Annotated in this window: 24 protein-coding genes; 12 read left to right on the top strand and 12 right to left on the bottom strand. The window is 59.4% G+C overall.

Annotated features, from left to right (window positions below; translation table 11 throughout):
- Window positions 1-3: 3 nt before the first annotated feature.
- The 10 genes from V8J81_RS18530 to V8J81_RS18485 form a co-directional block, all read right to left on the bottom strand.
- Window positions 4-1,596: a monovalent cation/H+ antiporter subunit D gene (locus V8J81_RS18530; RefSeq protein WP_368477229.1), complete on the bottom strand. Its 1,593-nt coding sequence runs from the start codon at window positions 1,594-1,596 to the stop codon at window positions 4-6.
- Complete coding sequence (locus tag V8J81_RS18525) at window positions 1,593-1,964, bottom strand: Na+/H+ antiporter subunit C (protein ID WP_368477228.1); 372 nt, start codon at window positions 1,962-1,964, stop codon at window positions 1,593-1,595. The genes V8J81_RS18530 and V8J81_RS18525 overlap by 4 nt, the downstream gene beginning before the upstream one ends.
- Window position 1,965: 1 nt before the next feature.
- Window positions 1,966-4,836 (bottom strand): monovalent cation/H+ antiporter subunit A, encoded by a 2,871-nt coding sequence (locus V8J81_RS18520; RefSeq protein WP_368477227.1) that lies wholly within the window; start codon window positions 4,834-4,836, stop codon window positions 1,966-1,968.
- A 399-nt stretch (window positions 4,837-5,235) separates the two neighbouring features.
- Complete coding sequence (gene otnC / locus V8J81_RS18515) at window positions 5,236-5,880, bottom strand: 3-oxo-tetronate 4-phosphate decarboxylase (RefSeq protein WP_368477226.1); 645 nt, start codon at window positions 5,878-5,880, stop codon at window positions 5,236-5,238.
- The gene (gene otnK / locus V8J81_RS18510; protein ID WP_368477225.1) at window positions 5,877-7,097 is read right to left on the bottom strand and encodes a 3-oxo-tetronate kinase; all 1,221 of its coding nucleotides are present in this window, start codon (window positions 7,095-7,097) and stop codon (window positions 5,877-5,879) included. Before otnK ends, otnC begins: the two co-directional genes overlap by 4 nt.
- A complete protein-coding gene (locus tag V8J81_RS18505; protein WP_368477224.1) occupies window positions 7,094-7,891 on the bottom strand; it encodes an N-acyl homoserine lactonase family protein in 798 nt (265 codons plus the stop codon). Before V8J81_RS18505 ends, otnK begins: the two co-directional genes overlap by 4 nt.
- Window positions 7,888-8,178, bottom strand: a complete 291-nt coding sequence (locus V8J81_RS18500; protein WP_368477223.1) for a putative quinol monooxygenase — start codon at window positions 8,176-8,178, stop codon at window positions 7,888-7,890. Before V8J81_RS18500 ends, V8J81_RS18505 begins: the two co-directional genes overlap by 4 nt.
- A complete protein-coding gene (locus V8J81_RS18495; RefSeq protein ID WP_368477222.1) occupies window positions 8,178-9,689 on the bottom strand; it encodes a tripartite tricarboxylate transporter permease in 1,512 nt (503 codons plus the stop codon). Before V8J81_RS18495 ends, V8J81_RS18500 begins: the two co-directional genes overlap by 1 nt.
- A gap of 1 nt (window position 9,690) precedes the next feature.
- A complete protein-coding gene (locus V8J81_RS18490) occupies window positions 9,691-10,458 on the bottom strand; it encodes a hypothetical protein (protein WP_368477221.1) in 768 nt (255 codons plus the stop codon).
- 86 nt (window positions 10,459-10,544) lie between these two features.
- Entirely contained in the window at window positions 10,545-11,552 is a 1,008-nt protein-coding gene (locus V8J81_RS18485; RefSeq protein ID WP_368477220.1) for a Bug family tripartite tricarboxylate transporter substrate binding protein, read from the bottom strand.
- A gap of 131 nt (window positions 11,553-11,683) precedes the next feature.
- On the opposite strand from V8J81_RS18485, the gene V8J81_RS18480 reads away from it, so the two are divergent.
- The 10 genes from V8J81_RS18480 to ureG all read left to right on the top strand — a co-directional run bounded on the left by V8J81_RS18480 (window position 11,684) and on the right by ureG (window position 19,805).
- On the top strand, window positions 11,684-12,775 hold the full coding sequence (locus V8J81_RS18480; protein WP_368477219.1) for an isocitrate/isopropylmalate dehydrogenase family protein: 1,092 nt from the start codon (window positions 11,684-11,686) through the stop codon (window positions 12,773-12,775).
- Complete coding sequence (locus V8J81_RS18475) at window positions 12,772-13,803, top strand: Gfo/Idh/MocA family protein (RefSeq protein WP_368477218.1); 1,032 nt, start codon at window positions 12,772-12,774, stop codon at window positions 13,801-13,803. Before V8J81_RS18480 ends, V8J81_RS18475 begins: the two co-directional genes overlap by 4 nt.
- Window positions 13,800-14,477 carry a GntR family transcriptional regulator gene (locus V8J81_RS18470; RefSeq protein ID WP_368477217.1) on the top strand — a complete coding sequence of 226 codons (678 nt, stop codon included), beginning with the start codon at window positions 13,800-13,802 and terminating at the stop codon, window positions 14,475-14,477. Before V8J81_RS18475 ends, V8J81_RS18470 begins: the two co-directional genes overlap by 4 nt.
- 456 nt (window positions 14,478-14,933) lie before the next feature.
- A complete protein-coding gene (locus tag V8J81_RS18465) occupies window positions 14,934-15,725 on the top strand; it encodes an urease accessory protein UreD (protein ID WP_500796477.1) in 792 nt (263 codons plus the stop codon).
- A gap of 1 nt (window position 15,726) precedes the next feature.
- Window positions 15,727-16,029: an urease subunit gamma gene (locus tag V8J81_RS18460; RefSeq protein ID WP_368477215.1), complete on the top strand. Its 303-nt coding sequence runs from the start codon at window positions 15,727-15,729 to the stop codon at window positions 16,027-16,029.
- 11 nt (window positions 16,030-16,040) lie between these two features.
- Entirely contained in the window at window positions 16,041-16,346 is a 306-nt protein-coding gene (locus V8J81_RS18455) for an urease subunit beta (protein ID WP_368477214.1), read from the top strand.
- Window positions 16,347-16,349: 3 nt separating this feature from the next.
- Window positions 16,350-18,110, top strand: coding sequence for an urease subunit alpha (gene ureC / locus V8J81_RS18450; RefSeq protein ID WP_368477213.1), 1,761 nt, complete (start codon window positions 16,350-16,352; stop codon window positions 18,108-18,110).
- Between the two features lie 18 nt (window positions 18,111-18,128).
- On the top strand, window positions 18,129-18,560 hold the full coding sequence (ureE, locus tag V8J81_RS18445; protein ID WP_439649929.1) for an urease accessory protein UreE: 432 nt from the start codon (window positions 18,129-18,131) through the stop codon (window positions 18,558-18,560).
- Complete coding sequence (locus V8J81_RS18440; protein WP_368477211.1) at window positions 18,550-19,197, top strand: urease accessory protein UreF; 648 nt, start codon at window positions 18,550-18,552, stop codon at window positions 19,195-19,197. Before ureE ends, V8J81_RS18440 begins: the two co-directional genes overlap by 11 nt.
- Entirely contained in the window at window positions 19,194-19,805 is a 612-nt protein-coding gene (ureG, locus tag V8J81_RS18435) for an urease accessory protein UreG (RefSeq protein WP_368477210.1), read from the top strand. Before V8J81_RS18440 ends, ureG begins: the two co-directional genes overlap by 4 nt.
- A 48-nt stretch (window positions 19,806-19,853) precedes the next feature.
- Here the strand turns inward: ureG and V8J81_RS18430 are convergent, their stop codons facing one another.
- Complete coding sequence (locus tag V8J81_RS18430) at window positions 19,854-20,282, bottom strand: hypothetical protein (RefSeq protein ID WP_368477209.1); 429 nt, start codon at window positions 20,280-20,282, stop codon at window positions 19,854-19,856.
- A 173-nt stretch (window positions 20,283-20,455) separates the two neighbouring features.
- The gene (locus V8J81_RS18425) at window positions 20,456-21,079 is read right to left on the bottom strand and encodes a response regulator (RefSeq protein ID WP_368477679.1); all 624 of its coding nucleotides are present in this window, start codon (window positions 21,077-21,079) and stop codon (window positions 20,456-20,458) included.
- A gap of 83 nt (window positions 21,080-21,162) precedes the next feature.
- On the opposite strand from V8J81_RS18425, the gene V8J81_RS18420 reads away from it, so the two are divergent.
- Both V8J81_RS18420 and V8J81_RS18415 read left to right on the top strand, forming a co-directional pair.
- Window positions 21,163-22,686, top strand: a complete 1,524-nt coding sequence (locus V8J81_RS18420) for a sensor histidine kinase (RefSeq protein WP_368477208.1) — start codon at window positions 21,163-21,165, stop codon at window positions 22,684-22,686.
- Complete coding sequence (locus V8J81_RS18415; protein WP_368477207.1) at window positions 22,683-23,084, top strand: DUF2147 domain-containing protein; 402 nt, start codon at window positions 22,683-22,685, stop codon at window positions 23,082-23,084. Before V8J81_RS18420 ends, V8J81_RS18415 begins: the two co-directional genes overlap by 4 nt.
- Window positions 23,085-23,103 lie beyond the last annotated feature (19 nt).

Genomic DNA, 23,103 nt, shown 5'->3' with positions numbered 1-23,103 from the left:
GGCTTAGTGATCCTCCTCAACGGAGCCATCGGCATGTGAGTGCGTCTGGCTGTGTTCGGCTTCCTCGACGGCAACAGGTGTGAGGACGGCATCCGTATACCCTGCACGGTCAAATAACTGCTCCGATGTATCCCCGAGATAGGCAGAAACCGGGCCGGCAAAGAACGCAAGCATACCCAACACCACCAAGGTCAGAACGACTGGCGCAACCTGAGCAGTCGTGGCCCGGGGTGACATTTCAACTTCTGCCGTATCGTCCGGGTCGGACGCCGTTTGGGCTGTGGATTTCCAGAACAGGACACTGCCGGCCCGAGCAAACCCAACAATCGTGAGGAGGGACCCAACAAGGATCGCGGTCCAAGCCCACCCGATCACACCGGGCTCTCGAAGGGCATCGAGGACAAGAAGTTTGCCAAGAAACCCGCTCAGCGGTGGCATCCCCGCCATGGCGATGGCCGCGCCAAAAAAGAGGGCCGCAAAGAGGCCGTTCTGTACCGTGGGAGGCTCGGGTCGGAGCGTATCGGCCGTGCGACGTGTGATGATCAGATCGGCAATAAGGAACAAACAGGCCGCCGCGAAGGTCGAATGGACCATGTAGTACAACGCAGCGCTTGTTGCGACTGTCGAAAAGGCCGAAACGGCCACCAGCAGGGTTCCCATGGAGCCCACAACGGAAAACGCAATGAGTGGCATCAGGCGCCGTGCGCCCAACACGCCGAATGCCCCGACCGCAATCGTGACGATGGCCGCGGGGAACAGCCAAGTCGCCGCCAGATCCTCGGTCCCGGAAATGCCCGGCCCGAACGCGGTGGTGTGCACGCGCAGGATCGCATAGGCGCCCACCTTCGTCATGATTGCAAAGAGGGCTGCAACCGGTGCAGGTGCATTGGCGTAGGTGGCAGGCAGCCAGAATTGAACCGGGAAGAGCGCGGCCTTTACCGCGAAGACGATCATCAGAAGGATCGCGGCCACCCGAACGAGGGCGGCGTCTTCCGCCGGAATCTCAGGGATGCGCACTGCCAGATCGGCAATGTTCAGGGTTCCGGTCGAGGCGTAGAGCGTTCCGAGCGCAAATAGGAAGAGGGTCGAGCCCGCAAGGTTCATCACCACATATTGCAGACCCGCGCGCATCCGCGCCTTGCCACCCGAATGGATCATCAACCCGTAGGACGCGATGAGAAGGATCTCGAAGAACACGAACAGGTTGAAGATGTCGCCCGTCAGGAACGCGCCGCAGATGCCCATAAGCTGGAACTGAAACAGGGCGTGGAAATGCCGTCCCTTCGCGTCCCACCCTGTTGTGATTGCATGGATCAGCACAATCAGGGCAAGGGTCGCGGTCAGCAAAACCATCAATGCCGATAAACGATCCAGCACGAGGACAATCCCAAACGGTGCGGGCCAATCGCCCAACCGATATACATGGGTGGTGCCATCGGACGCCATAAACGTCAGCGTCAGCGCGATTCCCAAAAGCAGCATGGTTCCAGCCACCGATGCGGTGCGCGCGAGAACCATGTCATGACGCATCACGAAGGCGATCAACGGCGCCAGCAGAGCAGGAAGAACAACGGGAAGGATTACCCAGTGCATCACGCAGTCCCTTCCTGGTCGGGATCACTAGCGTCATCGCCTTCTTCCGGGGCGATGTCGATCTGGTCGCTGTCAGCCTCCAGATACGCGCCGAGGCCGATCATCACCAGCACTGCTGTCATCCCAAAGGAGATCACGATTGCTGTTAGCACCAAAGCTTGCGGAAGCGGGTCAGTGTAGTTCGCTTCGCCATAGCGCGACAGGATAGGTGATTGGTCGATAGCCAGCCGTCCACTGGCAAAGAGGAACACGTTCACCGCATAAGACAACAGGGCCAGGCCTAGGATCACGGGAAAGGTCCGCAACCGCAGCAACAGGTAAACCCCACCCGCAGTCAGAACGCCAATACTGCTTGCAACAATCATCTCCATCTCAGCGACCCCCCTCTGGTTGAGCGTCGTCGGGGGTCTGATCGCTGGGGTCGTAGTCCATCGGCTCGATATTGACGGTTTCGCCTGCGTACCGGGCGATCCGACTTAGGCTGTAGAGCATCAACATGACCGCGCCCAAAACTGTCAGGAAAACGCCAAGGTCAAACAGCATGGCCGTGGCCAGCTCGAATTCCTCGATCGGCGGCAGGTGCACATAGGTGTAAGAGCTGGTCAGGAACGGCGCGCCGGCGACCCACGCGCCTACTCCGGTCAGACCCGCAATCACCACGCCAAGGCCGATCATCGTGTGGTACTCGATCTTCTTGCGTTGCTGGGTCCAGGCGAAACCGGACGCCATGTACTGCATGAGCAGCGCAATCGCGATCACAAGGCCTGCAACAAAACCGCCACCTGGTTCGTTATGACCCCGCAAGAAGATGTAGAGGCCCACGACAACGGCAATCGGCATCAGGACGCGGGTGACGACTACCATCATCATCGGGTGCCGGTCGCGGGACCGATCCTGGGAATAGTCGGTGTTCCTCAACCTCCGCCCCGCCGGACCGTCCAAGAGGGCATGCATCATCGCGTAGATCAGAAGCCCCGCGATGCCCAACACGATGATCTCGCCGAACGTATCATAGCCCCGGAAATCGACGAGGATTACGTTGACCACATTGGTGCCGCCGCCGCCTTCATAGCTGTTGGCGATGTGGTACTCGGAAATAGTGTCGATGTCGCGCATCAGGAATGCGTATGCCAGCGCCGCCACACCACCGCCTGCGCCAAGGGCAATGACGCTATCGCGCAACCTTAGACCCAATGGGCTCTCTTTTGGGGTCGTCTTCGGCATGAAGTGCAAGGCCAGCAGCAGAAGCATGATCGTGACCGTTTCAACCGAGATTTGCGTCAGCGCGAGGTCTGGCGCAGAGAGGTAGGCGAACCCCGCGGAAATCGACAAACCGATGATCCCAATCAGGATCAACGCGCGGAACCGGTGGTGGTGCATTGTCACGACCGAGACGGTGGCAACAATCAGCATCACCCAGCCCACAGCAATAACCGGCGCAATGGGCAGCATTTCTCGGGTGGGGGCGCTGAGCCCGCTCGACGAATAGGCAAACCAGCCAAGTGCGATCGACGTCACCGTGAAAATCGCCAGATACCGACTGATCGCGCCGTTATGGCTGAATTCAGTGATCCAGCGGCACAGTGCAACGATAGCGGAGACCAGACGATCAAAGATTGCCTTGGCTTCCGGGCGCGGCGCAGCGATCCATGCCGCATTGAGCGGTCGGTGCATGAGCAAGAGAACCGCACCACCGGCGACAGCAATGATCGACATGAAGAGCGCTGGGGTTATCCCATGCCAGATATAAAGACGGGGGTGCAGGTCGGCGCCGGTCACTGCATTTACAGCGGCGGTTACGATGCCTTCCGCCAGAAACGGCGCAACGCCGATGATCACGACAAGCGTCGCCAGAAGTGCGGGCGAGGCCCACATACCAAAGGGCGGGTCGTGGGGCTTTTGCGGATAATCATCGCGCTCCGGCCCCATGAAGACATGGAAAATGAAGCGCAGGGAATACGCCACCGACAAAAGTGCGCCGAGTGTGGCCAGCACCGGTACGGCATATGCGCTGTTCAACCAATCGGTGTGCGAGGCTTCTTCCAACATCATCTCCTTGGAGATGAATCCGTTGAAGAGTGGGATACCGGCCATCGACAAGGCCGCGACGGTGCCAATGACAAAGGTGACCGGCATGAGGTGCCTAAGCCCACCCAACCGCTTGATGTCACGCGTATGTGTCTCGTGATCCACAATGCCAGCCGTCATGAAGAGGGCGGCTTTGAAGGTCAGGTGGTTGATGATGTGGAAGACTGCGGCCACCGCAGCGGCGGTCGTGCCGAAACCCAAAAGCATCGTAAGCAGCCCAAGATGGCTCACGGTCGAGAACGCGAGAAGCGCTTTGAGATCGTCTTTGAACAAAGCGATCAGCGCCCCGAGCACCATCGTGATTAGGCCGATCGTGGCCACGATGTAGAACCATGCTTCGGTGCCGGCGAGCGCTGGCCACATGCGCGCCAAAAGGAATACACCCGCCTTCACCATGGTTGCCGAATGCAGATAGGCCGATACTGGCGTTGGCGCGGCCATGGCATGCGGCAGCCAGAAATGGAACGGGAACTGCGCCGACTTGGTGAACGCCCCAAGCAGGATCAGAATCAGCGCGGGCAGATACCAGTCCGAGGCGCGGATCTGGTCCCCGGCCTGCAAGATATCGGTCAGGTTGTAGCTGCCCACGATATTTCCAAGGATGAGCATCCCACCGATCAACGCCAACCCGCCAGCACCTGTAACGGCCAATGCCATACGTGCACCCTGGCGCCCTTCAGGCAGATGCTTCCAGTATCCGATCAGAAGGAAGGACGACAGCGATGTCAGCTCCCAGAAGATCAACAAAAGGAGGATGTTGTCCGACAATACGATGCCCAACATCGCCCCCTGAAACAGCAGGAGGTATGTATAGAACTGCCCCATCGGGTCTTCGCCGGACAGATAGAAGCGGGCGTACAGAATAATCAGAGATCCAACGCCAAGGATCATTCCGGCGAATAACAGCCCGAGACCGTCGAGAAAAAACGAAGCCGACAGCCCAAGCTGCGGAAGCCATTCCAACTCGGCCTGAACAATTTCGCCCTGCAGGACGCCGGGTGCCAGCACTATGAGAAGGGTCAGAGCCGCAACTGTGGGAACAGCGGTCGAAATTGCACACACATTGCGCCCTGCCCTGATCATCAGACCCGGCAAGAGCGCTCCGACAAAAGGCAGTGCAGCTATGATAAGAAGGAGCGTGCCTTCGAGGTTCATAGAAAGACCTTGTTCTTCTTTACCGTTATAAGGATCCGTACCGGCTGCCTTAGCGTGTCACAACCAAGCATTTGTTCCCCATCAGACCGCTCTTCGTTTGATGTCGACGTTGGGGCCTATTGTTGGCAGCCCCTTAAACCTTTCGACAGCGACGCAAAACTAGTTGATGCGACAAGGAATGGCTATAGCTCCGGCTTCGCGAGCTTCGTTTTTGGCAACGTTAATTCTCATGACCAGCCATTGCTGACTGCTCGTTCAAAGCGAAAACCTGACGGCCGGGTTCGGGAAAGCCGGTTCCCCACTTACTGGTATGTCTGTTTGTGCATGGACGCGTTCAGCCAAATCGTTTGCTGGCGGCAGCACGATGGTGTCATTGAATTGGCATCGGCGAACGCTCTATCACCAATCGATATCAAACTGCCGAACGACGGCCTCGACATCGGCGGGCGATAGCATCCGCGGCGACAGGCCCCGGGTGATCAGGGCCAGCTTGGCTGTCTCTTCCAGCTCTTCCATTGCGAAGGCTGTGGCCCAGATGTCTTTTCCCGCAACCACCGGGCCGTGATTGGCCAGCAGGACCGCAGACCGTTTGCCCGCCAATCCGCGCACCGCGTCCCCCATGGCGGGATCGCCGGGCAGGAAGAACGGCAGCAGTTTCACCTTGCCCACACGCATGATCGTGTAGGGCGTCAGGGGGGGCAGGACGTGGTCGGGGTCCGTGTCGGGAAGCATGGACAAGGCGACGGAGTGGGTTGAATGCAGGTGCACGACCGCCCCCGTTCCCGCGCGCGTTTCATAGAACGCGGCGTGAAGCGGGGTTTCCTTGGTCGGCGGATCGCCGGACAGGAGCTTTTGGTTGGCGTCGAGATGGCTGATCTGGGCGGGGTCGAGAAACCCCAGCGCCCGCCCGGTGGGGGTCACCAGAACGGACCCATCGGACAGCCTTGCCGAAATATTGCCCGATGAGCCGGCGGTCAGCCCGCGATCGAACATGGATTTGGCCAGTGTGCAGATATCCTCGCGCAGTTTTGCGTGCTCGCTCATGGCGTAGCCTCCATCAGCGCAAGGGTGTTGGCAAAGAAATCCGGCCCGCCGAAATTACCGGACTTCAGCGCCATTGCCATATCGCCTGCCATCACCAGGGGCACGCCTGCGGCGGCGCGGGGGCCGATGGTAAGCGTTTGGACGCCAAGCGCCGTGACGACCGCGCCCGAGGTCTCGCCCCCTGCCACGATAAGCCTGCGCAAGCCCTGATCGCGCAACGCGATTGCGAGGCGCGAGAAGATGCTTTCGATGGCGTCTGCGGCCAAGGTCGTGCCGAACCTGTCCTGGGCCGCGCGTACGGCATCTGGATCGGCAGAGGAATAGACGAGCGGGGCGGTGTCCTGGGCCAGAACCCAGCGCGCCATTTCCGCGATGTCGTAGTCGCCGTTCACCGCTGTTGCGGCGTCGATCTGGAAAGCCGGGGCGTGTGTTTGAAAGATGTCCACCTGCTCTCGCGTGGCGCGGCTGCACGAGCCGGAGAACACGGCCCCCTGCCCGTCGATGGCGCGCCAGGGCGGCGTGGACGGCTGAGCGCCGAAATTGGCCGGCAGGCCGATGGCGATGCCAGAGCCGCCGCACAGAAGCTGCGTGTCCTTGGCGGCGCGTCCGATCTGGATGAGGTCAGCATTGCTGATGGCATCGGTGATCATGTGGGCGGGTTGGCCGAGGTGGCGCGTGATCTCGTCCGGCCCCTGCGCCACGGCTGAAGCGGGGATATGGCCAACGGACCGTGTGGATTGCGTCGCCAGAACCCGGCGCAGATCGGCGTCCCGCATGGGGGTGAGTGGATGGTCCTGCATGCCGCTTTCATTGAGCAGGCGGTCGTTCACAAACAGGTGCCCCTGGTAGACGCTGCGGCCGTTTTCGGGAAAGGCCGGGCAGACGACGACGGGGCCCGCCTGCAACCGGTCCGCAAGGGCGTCGAGGACGGGGCCGATATTGCCTTGTGACGTGCTGTCGAACGTGGAGCAGACTTTGAAAACGATCTGCTGAGCACCTTGTTCCAGCAGCCAGTCGCACGCCGCAAGTGAGGCTTCCACGGCCTCGGCCACGGGAGCAGTCCGGGATTTGAGGGCCACGACCCCTGCCCCAAGGTCCGGGTCCGCCCTTCCACCGGGCACACCGATGAATTGCGCAACGCGCATACCCGCCTCGGCCAGCGTCAGGGCGATGTCGGACGCGCCGGTGAAATCATCCGCTATGACACCGATCTTCATATTGGAAACGCCTTGAGAGGGCCTGCATCGAGGCGGGTGATATGGGGGGCCAGGTCTTGCGGGAAATATTCGCGCACCAGCGGATCATGGCCCGGCACGATCAGGGACGGCGCAGAGGCCAAACGGTGCAGCGTGTCGAAACCGTCCAGCATGTCTTGCAGGTCCACGACAATGGGAAAGGGCTTTCGCGCGAACACGTTTTCGTAGAAATGCGCCGCATCAGAGGCCAGCACCAACCACCCGGCTTTCGTGCGCACGCGGACACATTGCAGCCCGCGGCTGTGGCCGCCGATGCAGTGGACCGTCACGCCCTCCGCGATCTCGGCATCTCCATCGTGGAAAGTGACCTTTCCGGCATAGAGCCGCATGATTGCGGTGCACACATGGGATGCCGTAAAGGGCATTTGCAATGTTTCATGGCACATGCATGGACCAGTCGCATAAGCCATCTCAGCGGTCTGCAAATGCAGTCTGGCATTGGGGAACAGGTGCATCCCGCCCGCATGATCGTAGTGGAGATGGGTGACGATGACCTGTGTCACATCCTCGGGCGCAATCCCAAACGGGGCCAGCGCGGCCACAGGATCGAGGCGGATCGGGCGGCCCCGCGCCTGCGCCTCGGCCGTATCATACCCAGTGTCGACCAGAATAACCTCGGCCCCACGCTGCAGCAGCCACATGAAGTAATCCATGGCATGAGGCGCGTCGTGGTTGTCATCAAAGATGAAGCTGTCGGCGCGTGTGCGCGCGTTTCGGTCTGCGTACTTGATGCAATAGACCTCCCAATCGCTCATGGGTGTACCTGCGCATAAGTTGTGATGGATTTCGACGAGATCATCGGACCTGCTGTCGTGTCGAATGTTTGAAAGTGGGCACTGGCGAGGTGCGTGTCAAATGCCGCTCGGTCGTCATACAACTCGTAGAGAAAGACCTCCTCCGGGCGGGCAGGATCGGTACAGACGTCGAAGCGGTGGCACCCCTCCTCCGTCGACAGCGATGTAGCGGCATTGTCTCGCATGAGGGCCAAAAATGCCTTCGCCTGCCCCGGTTTCAGTTTGAAGGTCACCACAACCGCGTACATCAGAAAGCCTTTCCCTTTAAGCGTGCGAACAAGCGTTTGGTCAGCGGCACTTGGCTAAGGATCAAGGCCACGTTGAGAGCCAACAATACCGCAGCCACGGGCCGTGACCAGAACACGAACACATCGCCCCCCGAAATCAGGAGTGATCTGCGGAACGTCTCATCAAACAGGCCGCCTAGGATGACGCCGATCACCAGCGGGGCGATGGGGAATTTGAGTAAGTTCATCAAGTACGCCACAAAACCCACGCCTAGCATAAGGTAGAGGTCGTTTATGCCTCCACCCACGCTGAACGAACCAATGGTCGTGAGCACCATGACGATCGGCAGAAAGACAACCCGGGGGATGCGCAGGATCTTGATGAATATCTTGGCCGTGAAGAGCCCCATTACGAACATGGTGAACGACGCCAAAACCATGATTGCCACGACTCTCAGGATGATTTCGGGATCAATCGTGGGGCCGGGAATGATGTTGTTGATGCGGAACGCACCCAGAAGAGCCGCCGCCGGAGGCGAGCCTGGAATGCCCAGAACCAGAAGTGGGATAAGCGCACCGCCGATGCATGCGTTATTGGCTGTTTCAGACGACAACAGCCCTTCGAGCGATCCCTTGCCGAACTTACGCCCCTCGCGGCTGACGGATTTTCCAACGCCGTAGCTGACCCAGCCTGCCACGTCCTCGCCCACACCGGGAAGCGCGCCGACGCCAGTGCCAATCACACCGGAGCGGGTGATGGTCGGCAGATAGCGCCGCACGGCACGCAGGTTCGGCAGGATGCGGCCCTTCAATTCGGTCAGCGTGCCGACATCCATATGGCGCATACCTTCGATGATCTGGGGCACAGCGAAGGCGCCCATCAGCACAGGCACCACCTGAAACCCGCTGAGCATGTAGGACCAGCCGAAGGTATAGCGCGGCTCGGACAGCAGTGGATCAAGGCCCACCATCGCCATGGCGAGGCCCACAAGGCCCGCGATCCAGCCCTTGATCACCAAATCCTCAGACATGAGCGTACCCGACAGTAGAATCCCGAAGAGGGCCAGCAAGGCCTTCTCAGGGCTGGCGATGTTTTGCGACAGCAACAGCAGCACCCAGACGAAGACCAAAAGGGCGATCGTGCCGATCAGGGTGCCGATGAAGCTGGCGGTGGTGGTGAGGCCCAATGCCTCCCCGCCCCGCCCGGCTTTGGCCAGCGGGTAACCATCCATCGCGGTGGCGGCACTGGCAGCCGTGCCGGGAATGTTGAGCAGGATCGACGGATAGGACCCGCCGTAAATCGCGCCGACATAGGCCCCGAGAAGCGCAATCAGGGAATAGTCCAGCGGCACCTTGTTGCCGAAAAAGCCCGTCAGGATGGTGACGGCAAGGGTGGCGGTCAAACCGGGCAGCGCGCCAAATGTGATGCCCAGAAAGACTGAGACAATCAGGTAGATGTAGGTCACCGGGTCGATCACCAGGGCCCAGAAGGCGCCGCCAAAACCGGACAGCTGCGTGAGGATGAAATCCATCTCAGGACCTCCAGAGCGGGCGGAGGGTGACGTAGTAGTGGTATTCGATCTGGCTGAAGATCAGTCCGCCCCGGTTCGGCACGTTTTGCCGGAATCCAAAGGCCATGGCGCAGACCAGAATGACCGGCGCGAGGACCGCGATGACGGGCACCGCCTTAAGGACACCATCCCCCCGCGCGCACAGCAGAACCCAAAGCGTCAGCGCCGCCCAGACTGCCAGCGTGACGATGTCGTCGTCATGGGCGCCCCATTCGGATTGAGGCAGGTGCGCGACCAATGCGTAGGCGCCACACAAGCCCACCGCGCCCGAGGCCAGGATCATGCGTGTGATCCGGCCCTTGTGATAGCCGAAGGTCAGCGCCGTGATCAGCAAGCCACTGCAGGCGATGAAATCCACGCGCGGCACTAGGCCTGCGGTGTAGAAGAACAAGATGACGCCGATGGTGATGAACCGCACAGCTTCGGCGCGGTCCCACCCGATGCCAATGGGAGAGAGCGCGCGTTTCGCCCCACCTGCCCGGATCGCGATGCTCAGAAGAACGAGGGACAGGATGAAGAGGGCCGTGAAGATACCGAGTGGGACAATTGCGGCGGAATTATACCAAGAAGTTCCACTTACACCCGCGCGATTGTCACCGAACAGCGGAATGAACGACGTGCGCCACAGGAAAAACAGCGACAGGACCATCAGCACGATGGCGCCCCAAAAATCGCGGGCGCGCAGGACAGCGATGTCGTCGGATTGGGGCTCGGGGGTCTTTTGGGACATGCCAATGTCTTCCTGCCGCTGGTGTGCCGAAAGACGCGGAACCTAAGCTCCGCGCCTTTCCTTGGTGTGGCCGGAGGGCGTGGAGGTCAGGGACGCTCAATCCCGAGGCTGGCGGGATCGACCGTGGCAGAGCCAAGCTCTTGCAGCGTGTAGGCGAAATTCGCCTCCAGCGTTTCGAAGATAGCTTGTGCCTCTTCCCCGTACTGGCCACCGACGGCGTAGTTGTTGGCCTCGGCCCAGTCGGCCACCACGTCTGAGGCCATTGCGGCCTCGAAGGCCGCCGCCAGCGCGGCCTTGACCTCATCGGAGGCGCTGTCGTGTACGGCAAAGCCGATGGCCTGCATCAACGGCAGATAGGCATCCAGGCCATCATAGATGTCGAACGCGGAGGGGACGGTTGTGCCCGCAATCTCGGCGCTGTCTTCAGTGAGCATGGCGAGCGGACGCAGCATGCCGCCTTCGATTAACGCGGCCTGCTCGGCCAGCGACGTGACGACCAGCGCGACTTCGCCGGCAATGGCGGCTTCCTGGCCCGATGCGGAGCCGTCATAGGGCACGAAGAGGAACTCGACATCTGCGCCGTTCTGGATCGCGAGCAGGTTGAGGTGGTGTATGGAGCCTGCGCCAGAGGCGGCGGCGGGGATGGTGCCGGGGGCCGCCTGGGCCGCTTCAACCAACTCTTCCAGCGTCGTATAGGGGCTGTCGGCGGGGACCGAGATCAGGTCGGGTGAGCCGCCGACGATGAAGGGATACCAGAAGTCAAACCGCTGATCCCACCCGCCTTGCACGGCGGCGGTCACATTGGATTCTGACAACCCTACAAGCGTGTAGCCGTCATCGGGCTGGTTCATCACGTAGACCATCCCGTTGGAGCCTGCGACGCCGCCGGTCTGGTTGATCACGTTGATCGACACCGGCAGATGCTGCTCCATCTCGGCCATGATCATTCGGTTGATGCTGTCGGTTCCTCCACCGGCACCCCAGACAACCGCCGTGGTGATGTCGCGGAACGGATATTCCTGAGCAGTCGCGGCACTGGCAAGCCCCGTCACAAGGGCAGCAACTGCCACCAATTTCCCGAATGTCGTCGTCATTTGATGTCCTCCCAGACGCTCAATGTTCATTGTTGCATTTATTTGCGTATGCATTAATGGATACATTGTCAACTTCCGATGAAGCGTTCGATCCTTTAAGGAGCGCAGATCGAGATGAATGAGGGGCAAGAATGACCAAGACCTTCGAAATCGCTGTCTTTCAGGGGGATGGAATTGGCCCAGAAATCATGGGGCCGACGCTTGAGCTGCTGGGTCAGATGGCGCAGGCGTCCAGCGCGTATGACCTGTCGTTCACTGATGCACCGGCCGGGGCCGCCCACTATGCGAAGACGGGCGAATCGTTGCCCGAGCATTCGATGGAAACGGCGCGTCGGGCCGATGCAATTCTACTTTCAGCGATGGGATTGCCGGATGTGCGCTACGCAGACGGCACCGAAATCTCGCCCCAGATCGAGCTGCGTAAGGCGCTGACGTTGTTCGCGGGTGTCCGGCCCGTGACAGTGCGCAAGGGCCAGCGAACACCACTGAATATGCCGGCCGACCGGGAGATCGATTTTGTGCTTGTTCGCGAAAGCACGGAAGGCCTGTTCCATAGCCAAGGCTGCGGCGAAGTCACCAAGGATGAAGCGCGCGAGACGCTGTTGATCACCCGGGAAATCTCGGAACAACTCTTTGAATTTGCCTTTACCCTGGCCAAGACCCGAAAAGCGGCAGGACGTGGGCCGGGTAAGGTGACCTGCGTGGATAAAGCCAACGTCTTTCGCGCTTTTGCCTTCTTCCGGGAAATGTTCGATGCTGAGGCAGCAAAGCATACGGGCATCAAAGCAGAACACGCCTATGTCGACGCCACCGCGCTTTGGATGGTTCAGAAGCCATGGGATTTTGACGTCATGGTAACCGAGAACATGTTCGGAGATATTCTTTCGGACCTCGGCGCAGGTCTAATGGGTGGTTTGGGGCTCGCCCCCTCGGCCGATATCGGGCGCGATCATGCCGTATTTCAGCCCTGCCACGGGTCCGCGCCTGACATTGCCGGCCAAGGCCTTGCCAACCCGTTCGCGATGATCCTGTCGGCAGCCCTGATGCTCGACTGGTTAGGGATTAAACACGAGATCTCGGACATGCGCCGCGATGGCACTCGTCTGCGCGAGTCGGTGGAGAATGTCGTGGCGCGCGGTCAAGTGCTGACACGAGACCTTGGCGGGTCTGCCGGAACGCAGGAGGCCGCACGCGCGGTTATGGAGGAGACCTTCGCGGCATGACCAACCGCGCTTCCCTTCGCGTGGTCTGTGCCGGGGCCGGATATTTCAGCGAATTCCACTACGACAGCTGGCGCAGGATGGAACGTGTGACGCTGGTTGGGTCGTGCGACCGCGACATCGCAAAGGCCAACGATACCGGGCTACCTGCCTACGGCGACCTTGGAACGATGCTCGAAGAGCAATCTCCTGATCTCGTGGATATCATCCTGCCGCCGACCGCGCATGCCGAAGCCATCTGCACAGCGCTGGCGGCCGGCATCAAATGGATCATCTGTCAAAAGCCGTTTTGCAACAACCTGGCGGAGGCCCGTCGGATCGTGGCAGAGGCCAATTCCGCAAATGCGACCATCATTGTGCATGAGAATTTTCGTTTTCAGCCGTGGTACCGCGCAATTAGACAAGCGTTAGACGACCAGCGCGTGGGCGACGTGCAGCAGGCCACGTTTCGGTTTCGCCCAGGCGACGGCCAAGGTCCCCGCGCGTATCTGGACCGGCAGGCCTATTTCCAAGAAATGCCGCGATTTCTCGTCCACGAAACTGCCGTGCATTGGGTCGACACGTTCCGCTATCTTTTTGGCAATCCGCTGGCCGTTTACGCAGACTTGCGCAAGATCAACCCGGTGATTGCGGGTGAGGATGCGGGATACATTCTTTTCGATCACCCGGGCGGGGTTCGGGCCCTGTTCGACGGCAATAGAACCCTCGACCACGCCGCCGACAATCTGCGCCGCACCATGGGCATCGGATTAATCGAGGGCAGCGAAGGAACGCTGACACTCAGTGGCGACGGAGCGGTGCGTTTGCGCGCATTTGGCGAAACCGAGGAAACCACCCTGCATCCGCCCAGTAGCTGGAGCGGGTTCGGCGGGGACTGCGTTCATGCCTTGCAAAGCCACGTCGTTTCTGGCGTGCTGATAGGAAGCGCGCTAGAAAACACAGCGGAAGATTATTTGACCGTCATCGCGATCGAAGACGCCATCTACGCTTCGGCTGGGACCGGGCGCAAACAGGAATTGGACCGCATTTGACGACCGCAACACGCAAACCGGCTTCAAGCTCTCAAAGGGCCCTGAACGAATTGCGCGAGAAGATTTTCGCGGGCGAGCTTGCGGCTGGTTCAGACCATCTGGAATCCGAGCTTGCCGATCTGCTCAACATGTCGCGCACACCGATCCGCGAGGCAGTGCTGACGCTTGAAAGCCAGGGGCTCTTGGAATTGCGCCCCCGAAAAGGCGTGCGGATATCGCCTCTTTCACCTGAGGATATGGCCGAAATCTACGACGTGTTGACCGAACTCGAAAGCCTCGCAGCCGAACGCGCGGCGAGCGCGGGCCACGATGAGGCAGAGCTGCAGGAACTGGCTATCGCAATCAGCGATATGGACGTTGCGTTGGCCTCATCTGATCTGGAAGCGTGGGCCGAGGCGGACGACCGTTTTCATCAGGAATTGGTGCGTCTGGGCGGCAATAGCCGCATCGTCATGATCGTTAATATGATGAGTGACCAAGTCCGCCGCGCGCGCGCCACGACCCTGTTCATGCGCCCGGTGCCAACAAAATCCAATGAGGACCACCGCAAGGTCTACCAAGCCATTGCGGAAGGCGATTTTGAGATGGCGCGAAACACCCATCGGGAGCACCGGCAACACGCGAAGCGCATAATAGTTGAGTTGCTAAATCGAAATCGTCTGCGGTTCCTGTAATCCGCCTTTGATAGCGAACTTTTAGGAACTGTTCGGTACTTGGGGATTGGGTCATCGCTGCGTGAGTATCGCCCACCAGAGCGTGGCTTAGCCAAAACCAGCGCCGTTCCAACGACATTGCGCCCCATTCCGCCCGGCCAGGCTTGATCATTTTTCAGTGTATTCACTCAGGAGTCATGGCCACAAATCGCGCGGCGCGAGAGTTCGCGAAGAGTCCCGTAATCGTTTCATGTATTTCAGAGACTTAGACCTACCTTAGCTTCGCAGCTAGGAGACCCTTTTTTGGTCAATTCGTGAGACTCTGCCTAAATAGTGGGCGGCGAGCAAAGCTGCGCTCCGAGATTACGCAAAATCATTGGCCATCCGTACACGACTCGATGAATTTAAGTGCGGACGTGTTCGTGAGGTTGGCCCATCACTCAGCCAAGAAACATCATCGCAGCTGCTGCGACACCCGTGCAGCCGCGGGCGATTGGTGATGTTTGGTTGCGCGTGAAGGACGGGCAAAAACGGTCCGAACTCGATGATCTTCGGCAGGCCGGTTCGCTCAAATGCCTATTCCCGCGCAGGTCGGCCAAACACTTGGACGCGGTGCTCGTGAACACGGCGGGCGGTGTCACGGGCGGCGATGCTTTCAAGTTCGCGGCGGAGATTGCGTCGGATTGTACGATCACAACCCAAGCGGCGGAACGCGCTTACGGCGCCGCGGGTACGGATCCGGGCCGGATCACAAACCAGATCAGCGTCCGCGGGCGAGCGCGCCTGAATTGGCTTCCGCAGGAGACAATCCTTTTCGACGGCTGCTCGTTAACTCGGCGCATGCAGATTGATCTGGAAGACAGGGCGGAGTTGCTCTTTTGCGAGCCAATCATCTTTGGTCGTACCGCGATGAAAGAGACTGTGTGCGCCGGAGCCTTCTCGGATCGGGTTGACATACGCCGTGACGGTGTGCCGATCTACTTGGACTCCGTCCGGCTGGAGGGCGATATTCAAGCGCACTTGAATCGGCCTTTTGTGGCGGACGGTGCCCGCGCGATGGCCTCATTGGTTTACGTGGCCAACGACGTCGAAACCCAGCTATCGACCATCCGCGATCTGCTACCAGAAACTGCTGGTGCGTCGCTGCTATTGCCCGATGTCCTTGTTCTGCGCCTGTTGGCACACGATGGCTTCGCCTTGCGCAAGAGCCTTATTCCGGTGCTGAACCAACTATACCAACCTGACCTACCCCGATGCTGGATGCTGTAAGATGAACCTGACCCCCCGAGAAAAAGATAAGCTGCTGGTCGCCATGGCCGCTGAAGTTGCCCGCAAACGATTGGCACGCGGCGTGAAGTTGAACCATCCAGAGGCCATCGCACTTATCACCGACGCAGTAGTTGAAGGGGCCCGTGATGGGCGATCCGTCGCGGATATGATGCAGGCCGGCGCGCAGGTGATCACCCGCGCGCAATGTATGGATGGTGTGCCCGAGATGATCCACGAAGTGCAGGTCGAGGCGACCTTTCCCGATGGGACCAAGCTGGTCACCGTCCACCAACCCATCCGCTGAGGAGGCCCAGGATGATCCCCGGAGAAATCATGCCCGCTGAAGGTGAGATTACCCTAAACGCCAGCCGCGAGGCGATTACACTGATGGTCGCAAATACCGGCGACAGGCCCGTTCAGGTTGGTAGCCACTATCATTTTGCCGAGGCAAATTCGGCGCTGGACTTCGACCGTGACGCGGCGCGTGGCCACCGCTTGGATATCGCAGCCGGAACTGCCGTGCGGTTCGAACCCGGCCAGCGGCGCGAGGTTGCCCTGATACAGATCGCAGGCGCGCGGCGGATATTCGGCTTCAACCGGAAGATCATGGGGGATCTATAAGCGATGGCCACCACCATAAAACGCGCTGACTACGCCGCCATGTTTGGCCCCACGGTGGGCGACAAGGTTCGGTTGGCCGACACCGACCTGATCATCGAAGTCGAACGGGATTTGACGGCGGAGGCCGTTGGTCAGGCTACAACCGGGGGCTCGGGGCAAAATGCTCTGAGTTATGGGGAAGAGGTCAAATTCGGCGGGGGCAAGGTGATCCGCGATGGGATGGGGCAGGCTCAAACGACGCGCGCGGATGGGGCCGTGGACACGGTCATCACCAACGCGCTGGTCGTGGATCATACCGGCATCATCAAGGCTGACATCGGTTTGAAGGACGGGCGCATCGCGGCCATTGGCAAAGCCGGCAATCCCGACACACAGCCCGGCGTGAACATCATTGTTGGCCCGGGGACGGAGGCCATTGCTGGCGAGGGGCGTATCCTTACCGCGGGTGGTTTCGACAGCCACATTCACTTCATCTGCCCGCAACAGATCGAAGATGCGCTGCATTCCGGCCTGACCACCATGCTCGGCGGCGGCACGGGCCCCGCGCATGGCACTTTGGCCACTACTTGTACGCCAGGGCCGTGGCATATCGGGCGAATGCTTCAGGCCGCGGATGCGTTCCCGATGAACCTGGCCTTCGCGGGCAAAGGCAATGCCTCCCTTCCCGATGCATTGGAGGAGCAGGTGAAGGCCGGTGCTTGCGCCATGAAATTGCATGAAGATTGGGGCACCACGCCCGGCGCGATTGATTGCTGCCTTTCCGTGGCGGACGACATGGACGTGCAGGTGATGATCCATACAGACACGTTGAACGAGTCCGGTTTTGTGGAAAACACCATCGCGGCGATTAACGGCCGTACTATCCACGCATTCCATACTGAAGGCGCGGGGGGTGGCCATGCACCAGACATCATCAAAATTTGCGGTGATGCGAACGTGCTTCCATCCTCAACCAATCCGACACGCCCTTTCACAGTCAATACGGTGGAGGAGCATCTGGATATGCTGATGGTGTGCCATCACCTCGACAAATCCATTCCTGAGGATGTGGCCTTCGCCGAAAGCCGTATTCGGCGTGAGACGATTGCGGCAGAGGACATCCTGCACGACATGGGCGCCTTCTCAATCATCGCGTCCGACAGTCAGGCCATGGGACGTGTGGGTGAGGTCATCATCCGCACTTGGCAGACCGCCGACAAAATGAAGAAGCAGCGCGGGCGTCTGCCAGACGAGCAAGGTGAAAACGACAATATGCGAGTACGGCGTTACGTGGCGAAGTATACGATCAACCCGGCCATCGCACATGGCATCGCGCATGAGATTGGCAGCATCGAAGTTGGAAAACGCGCCGATCTCGTTTTGTGGAACCCAGCCTTTTTCGGTGTGAAGCCCGAGATGGTTGTACTTGGTGGCTCCATTGCCTGTGCCCAGATGGGGGATCCGAATGCGTCGATCCCAACGCCGCAGCCGGTCTATTCGCGTCCGATGTTTGCCGCCTATGGTCGCAACGTTGAGAGCTCCGCCGTCACGTTCGTCAGCGCCGCGGCGCAGTCCCTTGGGATTGGCGACGGGCTTGGTTTGGCGAAGCAAACGATAGCGGTCAAAAACACCCGTGGCATCGGCAAGATAGACCTGATGCTGAACGATGCGTTGCCTGAGATTGAGGTGAATCCTGAAACCTACGAAGTGCGCGCCGACGGCGAATTGCTAACCTGCCAACCAGCTGAAAGCCTGCCCATGGCGCAGCGCTATTTCCTGTTTTGAAAAGGCCGATCCATGTCCATGCTGAAAAGCCATAGCATTACGCACTCCCATCACGGCTCGGATCAAGTGACGTTGGACTACGACGCCCGCTTTTTGCGTCGGAAGGTGCTGACGTCCGACGGGGGCGAACGCTTTCTCGTTGATCTGGCGCAGACCACCAGCCTGAACCAAGGCGATGCCTTCAAACTGGAAGATGGGCGGTTGATCGAAGTGATCGCCGCACCGGAAGATTTGCTAGAAGTCACGGGCGACATGACACGGCTCGCTTGGCATATCGGCAATCGTCACATGCCCTGTCAGATCGAAGATAAGCGGCTTCTAATCCGGCCAGATCACGTCATCCGCGATTTGCTGGAAAAGCTTGGTGCAACCCTGCGCGACGTGCATGAGCCGTTCACGCCGGAGGGCGGGGCATATGGGCATGGGCGGACACACAGCCATGACCATTAGCGACCCTATCCTGACGCTGACGCAGTGGCTGTCGCCCGCCTATCCGGTTGGCGCGTTTGCCTATAGCCATGGCTTGGAGTCGGTGGTTGAGGACGGCCATGTTCGCGATGTCTGCGCCCTGCGTAAATGGCTTGAGGACGTTTTGCGGTATGGCGCTGGGGCAAATGATGCTCGCTTCATTGCGGCAGCATGGCATGCCGAAACCGCTGAGGACGTGATCGACATCGACGCAACCGCACGCGCGTTCTGCCCATCGCGGGAGAGACTGTTGGAAACAGAACAGATTGGCGTGGCCTTCGGGAAAGTGACGGACGCAGTCTGGGCGCAAGCAACCGGGAAACTGACTTATCCTGTGGCACTCGGGCGTGCTGCAAAGCTGCAAGGCCTGCCGCTGAACCTCACCCTTCGCGTGGCGTTGCAAGCCATGATGTCGAACCTGATAGCTTGCGCGCAACGGCTGGCCCCCATCGGCCAGACCGAGGCTCAAGGCCTTTTGAGGGACCTTGCGGCGACCTGTTGCGACGTCGCCGAAGATGCAGCGGACGGCGATCTCTCACGTCTCAGTTCAACCGCGTTCATCGGTGACATTGCGTCGATGCGGCATGAAACCCAATATTCGAGGATATTCAGAACATGACCAGCCCGAATGGCCCCTTGCGGGTTGGGATCGGCGGCCCCGTTGGTGCCGGAAAAACAACGCTGACAGCTGCCCTATGTGAAGCCTTCAAGGACACACATTCCATCGCGGCCATTACGAATGACATCTACACACAGGAGGATGCCGAAGCGCTGATGCGCATGCAGGTGCTTCCATCGGATCGCATTTTGGGTGTCGAGACCGGGGGATGCCCGCACACCGCAATCCGCGAAGATGCGTCTATCAACCTCGCAGCCGTCGCTGAGATGTCAGCGCGTCACCCGGACCTTGATCTGGTTCTTATCGAAAGCGGTGGAGATAATCTGTCGGCCACGTTCAGCCCAGAATTGGCGGATTTCACGATCTACGTGATCGACGTTGCTGCTGGCGAAGAAATTCCGCGAAAAGGTGGGCCTGCGATAACGCGGTCGGATGTTTTGGTGATCAACAAGACCGATCTCGCGCCTCATGTCGGGGCGGATCTGTCGATCATGGATCGGGATTCAAAGCGAATGCGGCCGGAAAAGCCGACCGTTTTCGCAACCCTGAAGTCACGGCACGGCGTCGATGATGTGAAAGCTCTGATTTGTGAAGTCGGAGGGGTTTGAGCCCCTGCCCACCGCCCCGGAGCGCGCGGCGGGCAGGGAACGTCCGGCTCAGCGCCAGACGAAACTTACCGTGCCGCCAGAGAAGGCGTCCAGGTTCATGACCATGGCGCGGTTGGCTTGCGCAGGTTCCGCGCCATCGACCATCCCGTATGCCACCCGGTCAGCGGAGGAAAAGTTGGCGCAGCTTTGGCTGCCCGGCTGTGCGACCAATGCGTTGATGCCCGGCACTGTATGGGTAAAGGCGCGTTGAACTTGACCGAGGTTCACAACACACACGCGGGTCAAAGCTGTGGAACCCGTGCCAGGGTTGTAGAATTGATCCATTTCGCTGGCGCCACGCGTTGAGGTGACATTCAGTGTTTGGATGTAACCGGGCTGGAAGGTTTGCGCCGCCGGTGCAGTTGCGGAAAGTGCCGTGGCAGCCAAAGCAGCAGCCACAATTGCGGTACGGGGCGAAGTTTTTGAAAAGAGTTTCATTTTGAAGGGGTCCTTGAAATCAGGTGTTTTGGCTTGTCAGGGTCGCGTTCAGCAACCGATGCGCCATACCTACCTGCAACGTGAACCCTGACGTATGGGGGTGACTCCCCATATGAGTGACGCACAGCACCTTTTAGGTTCGACGAATGAAACCGACGAACCATCCTTTACCCTTACATCACGCCATGCTGCTCAATCAGGCCGTCCTGCAAGGCTTTGGCCATAAGCTCGGACAGGCTCCGCACCTCCAGCTTTGCCATCATGCTGGCGCGGTGCTTTTCGGCTGTCTTCGGGCTGATCCCCATCAACTCCGCCACTTCCGCGTTGGTTCGCCCCGCAAGCACCATATTGAGTGTTTGCCGCTCACGCGCAGTCAGGACCGCGGGTTCAGGCGCATCTCGGACAATATCAAGGATGGACGGGTCAATCCTCGACCCACCCCGCAAAATCAGCGGAAGGGCGTCAAGCATAAGCGATGCGTCGGACCCTTTCGCAAACAGCCCATGCACACCTGCTTCGATCAAATGGGCAAGCAAACCCGGCGATGTCACTGCCGAGTAAACAACGATCTTTGTATCCGGGCTCCATCGCTGAATATCGACGACGATCTCGGCACCCGATGCCACCGGCATGGACACGTCGAGGATCAAAAGGTCAGGGCGGTGTGCTTTGACTGCCTCAATTGTCTGCAGCCCGTCTTCGGCCTCAGCTACAATTTCGATCGGCGTGTCTTGAGCCATCTGTTCGAGGGCGCCTCTCAGTCCCATTCGAACAATCCTGTGATCATCCGCAAGCATTCCGGTATAACGTTTCATGGTCGCTCAGCCCTGCAGCAAACAGATCGTCCGAATTTGGCAAAACCGTATATGACGAGGCGCCTTTGACAAAGCTGAATAAGATCATCGGCCTAACGTTTGCGGCCCTTGCGGCCACAACTGCCATACCGGGTGGCTCCGTAACGTTTGATGTGCCGCCTCAACCGCTGGGGGATGTGGCCGAGGGTGCGATTGCCGCCGCTGCATTTTCACTGGCCAACCTTTCGGTTCTGGGCGTCTTGGTCGCAATCGCGGTATCGCTCAGACAATGGGTTTGGGCGGCCTATACGGTTCTAGTGCTATTGGGACTCGTCTACATCGCGTTGTTTGAACAGAACATTACCGGGGTCGTTTGGTCCGGCCTCGATGTTTCATCCGAAAATCTGATCATTTGCGGATACGCGATGCTCACCATCAATTTCTTGGTGGCTGCTCAGACCATTCCCAAAGATCACAAATGGGCATCGCTAAAGGTGCCGTATAGGGTCGCTGCGCTGGGTATCTGGGTTCTGTGGATTGTTGGACTGGGTCAACCATTTGAGCTTCAGTACCTGCTGTTCAGCCTGTCCGGGTGCACTGTCGCGGCCGCGCATTTTGTCCCTGTCTCAACCTTTTCCAGGCTGCGCGGTGGGTACGATACCATCATCCGCAACCTGATCTGGGTGCTCCTGACCTGCGTGCTGTTAGCCGGATCGTTTTTGATTGCGGGCGGTTTTGACGGTGTTGATCTGACTGTCGCCATCAATCGTTTTCTGATTGCGGCTATCACCATCGGATTTGGTGCGCTTTTCATACGCAACATCTTTATTCTGAAATCAGATCGGGAATTGGCGGTGCAGGAGGCGCTGGAGCGGGCCGAAGAGAAAGCGCGCATAAACGAAGAGCTTCTGATCGCCCAAGAAAACCATCGTGCCGCTGTCGAGATGGCGCATACTAGAAACATGCGACTGGCAACAGCGTCCCATGACATTCGCCAACCTCTTTCTTCGCTGAGAACGTCGTTTGCCGCGTTGTCACGCGATATGCCAAGCGACACGAAAGACCATCTACAGAACTCTCTGAATTATCTGGATGAGTTGGCCTCAAGCTATATCGCTGAAGCCGAGAACGATGCGCAACCGCTGGCCCGGCAAGAACGGATTCCCCCGGAAGGACACGAGCAGGTGCAATCCGCGCAGATTGGGGAGACCCTGAAGCGTATGTTCGAGGGGGATGCGAAAAAGCGTGGTCTACATCTTGCGATGGACGTCTCCCAGTCCCCGCTGGAGACCCAACCCCTGGCCCTGATGCGCATTCTTTGCAACGTGATGTCGAACGCTATCGCGCATGGGACGCCGGGTGACATCGAGGTTCAGGGCCGTTCAACGCCCGCGGGATACGTTTTCGCAATCAGCAATCCTGGCGCCGCAAATCTTTCGCATAAGGAATGGGAAAAGGGTGAAGGATCAAGCGGGAGCGGGCTTGGCCTTGCTATCGTCGAGGAGCAAGCCAAACGTGCGGGGCTTCAGATCGCAACGCCGCAAAGCGAGGCCAACGTGACTTGCGTAACGGTCACGATTCCAGCGGTCTCGACGGAGGCATCTGCATGAAGCACTTGCTCGTTTTGATAATGCTCCTGCTGCTTCCCACGCAGAACGCTATCGCGCAAACCGCGTCACCGCCCCACGCTTTGGACGGCGTATGGCAAACCGGAGCGCGCGATGGGTCTTGGGGGTTCGTGCGTTTTGCCCAGTGCGGAGGGCATTATTGCGGCACGCTTGTTGGGGGTGGTGGTGCGAACGTGAACTCAGAATACTTTGGCACAGTGTTGGTCCAAGGCATGCAGTGGGACGGTTCGCAATTCGCTGGCGGCACATTGCTTGATGTTGAAAATGGGCGTGTCTACCAGTCTAGACTGCGCTTTCGCGGCGCAAACCAGTTACGGGTTTCGGGTTGTGTGTTCGGTGGCGTGATATGTGGTGGCCAAACCTGGAACAGGGTGGATTGACCCGCTTCGATCCAATCAT

The sequence above is a fragment of the Gymnodinialimonas sp. 202GB13-11 genome (assembly GCF_040932485.1).
Taxonomy (GTDB): domain Bacteria; phylum Pseudomonadota; class Alphaproteobacteria; order Rhodobacterales; family Rhodobacteraceae; genus Gymnodinialimonas; species Gymnodinialimonas hymeniacidonis.
The sequence above is the reverse complement of the archived record's forward strand: the minus strand, read 5'-3'. Positions and strand labels throughout refer to the sequence as shown.

What these genes read in the sequence shown, in the direction of transcription:
- V8J81_RS18480 (WP_368477219.1), top strand. Translation starts at nt 11,684, where the DNA reads ATGACCAAGACCTTCGAAATCGCTGTCTTTCAGGGGGATGGAATTGGC.
- V8J81_RS18485 (WP_368477220.1), bottom strand. Translation starts at nt 11,552, where the DNA reads ATGACGACGACATTCGGGAAATTGGTGGCAGTTGCTGCCCTTGTGACG.
- V8J81_RS18460 (WP_368477215.1), top strand. Translation starts at nt 15,727, where the DNA reads ATGAACCTGACCCCCCGAGAAAAAGATAAGCTGCTGGTCGCCATGGCC.
- ureG (WP_368477210.1), top strand. Translation starts at nt 19,194, where the DNA reads ATGACCAGCCCGAATGGCCCCTTGCGGGTTGGGATCGGCGGCCCCGTT.
- otnC (WP_368477226.1), bottom strand. Translation starts at nt 5,880, where the DNA reads ATGAGCGAGCACGCAAAACTGCGCGAGGATATCTGCACACTGGCCAAA.
- V8J81_RS18520 (WP_368477227.1), bottom strand. Translation starts at nt 4,836, where the DNA reads ATGAACCTCGAAGGCACGCTCCTTCTTATCATAGCTGCACTGCCTTTT.
- V8J81_RS18415 (WP_368477207.1), top strand. Translation starts at nt 22,683, where the DNA reads ATGAAGCACTTGCTCGTTTTGATAATGCTCCTGCTGCTTCCCACGCAG.
- V8J81_RS18495 (WP_368477222.1), bottom strand. Translation starts at nt 9,689, where the DNA reads ATGGATTTCATCCTCACGCAGCTGTCCGGTTTTGGCGGCGCCTTCTGG.
- V8J81_RS18525 (WP_368477228.1), bottom strand. Translation starts at nt 1,964, where the DNA reads ATGGAGATGATTGTTGCAAGCAGTATTGGCGTTCTGACTGCGGGTGGG.
- V8J81_RS18505 (WP_368477224.1), bottom strand. Translation starts at nt 7,891, where the DNA reads ATGAGCGATTGGGAGGTCTATTGCATCAAGTACGCAGACCGAAACGCG.
- V8J81_RS18490 (WP_368477221.1), bottom strand. Translation starts at nt 10,458, where the DNA reads ATGTCCCAAAAGACCCCCGAGCCCCAATCCGACGACATCGCTGTCCTG.
- V8J81_RS18440 (WP_368477211.1), top strand. Translation starts at nt 18,550, where the DNA reads ATGACCATTAGCGACCCTATCCTGACGCTGACGCAGTGGCTGTCGCCC.
- V8J81_RS18430 (WP_368477209.1), bottom strand. Translation starts at nt 20,282, where the DNA reads ATGAAACTCTTTTCAAAAACTTCGCCCCGTACCGCAATTGTGGCTGCT.
- V8J81_RS18500 (WP_368477223.1), bottom strand. Translation starts at nt 8,178, where the DNA reads ATGTACGCGGTTGTGGTGACCTTCAAACTGAAACCGGGGCAGGCGAAG.
- V8J81_RS18475 (WP_368477218.1), top strand. Translation starts at nt 12,772, where the DNA reads ATGACCAACCGCGCTTCCCTTCGCGTGGTCTGTGCCGGGGCCGGATAT.
- ureE (WP_439649929.1), top strand. Translation starts at nt 18,129, where the DNA reads ATGCTGAAAAGCCATAGCATTACGCACTCCCATCACGGCTCGGATCAA.
- V8J81_RS18425 (WP_368477679.1), bottom strand. Translation starts at nt 21,079, where the DNA reads ATGCTTGCGGATGATCACAGGATTGTTCGAATGGGACTGAGAGGCGCC.
- V8J81_RS18455 (WP_368477214.1), top strand. Translation starts at nt 16,041, where the DNA reads ATGATCCCCGGAGAAATCATGCCCGCTGAAGGTGAGATTACCCTAAAC.
- otnK (WP_368477225.1), bottom strand. Translation starts at nt 7,097, where the DNA reads ATGAAGATCGGTGTCATAGCGGATGATTTCACCGGCGCGTCCGACATC.
- ureC (WP_368477213.1), top strand. Translation starts at nt 16,350, where the DNA reads ATGGCCACCACCATAAAACGCGCTGACTACGCCGCCATGTTTGGCCCC.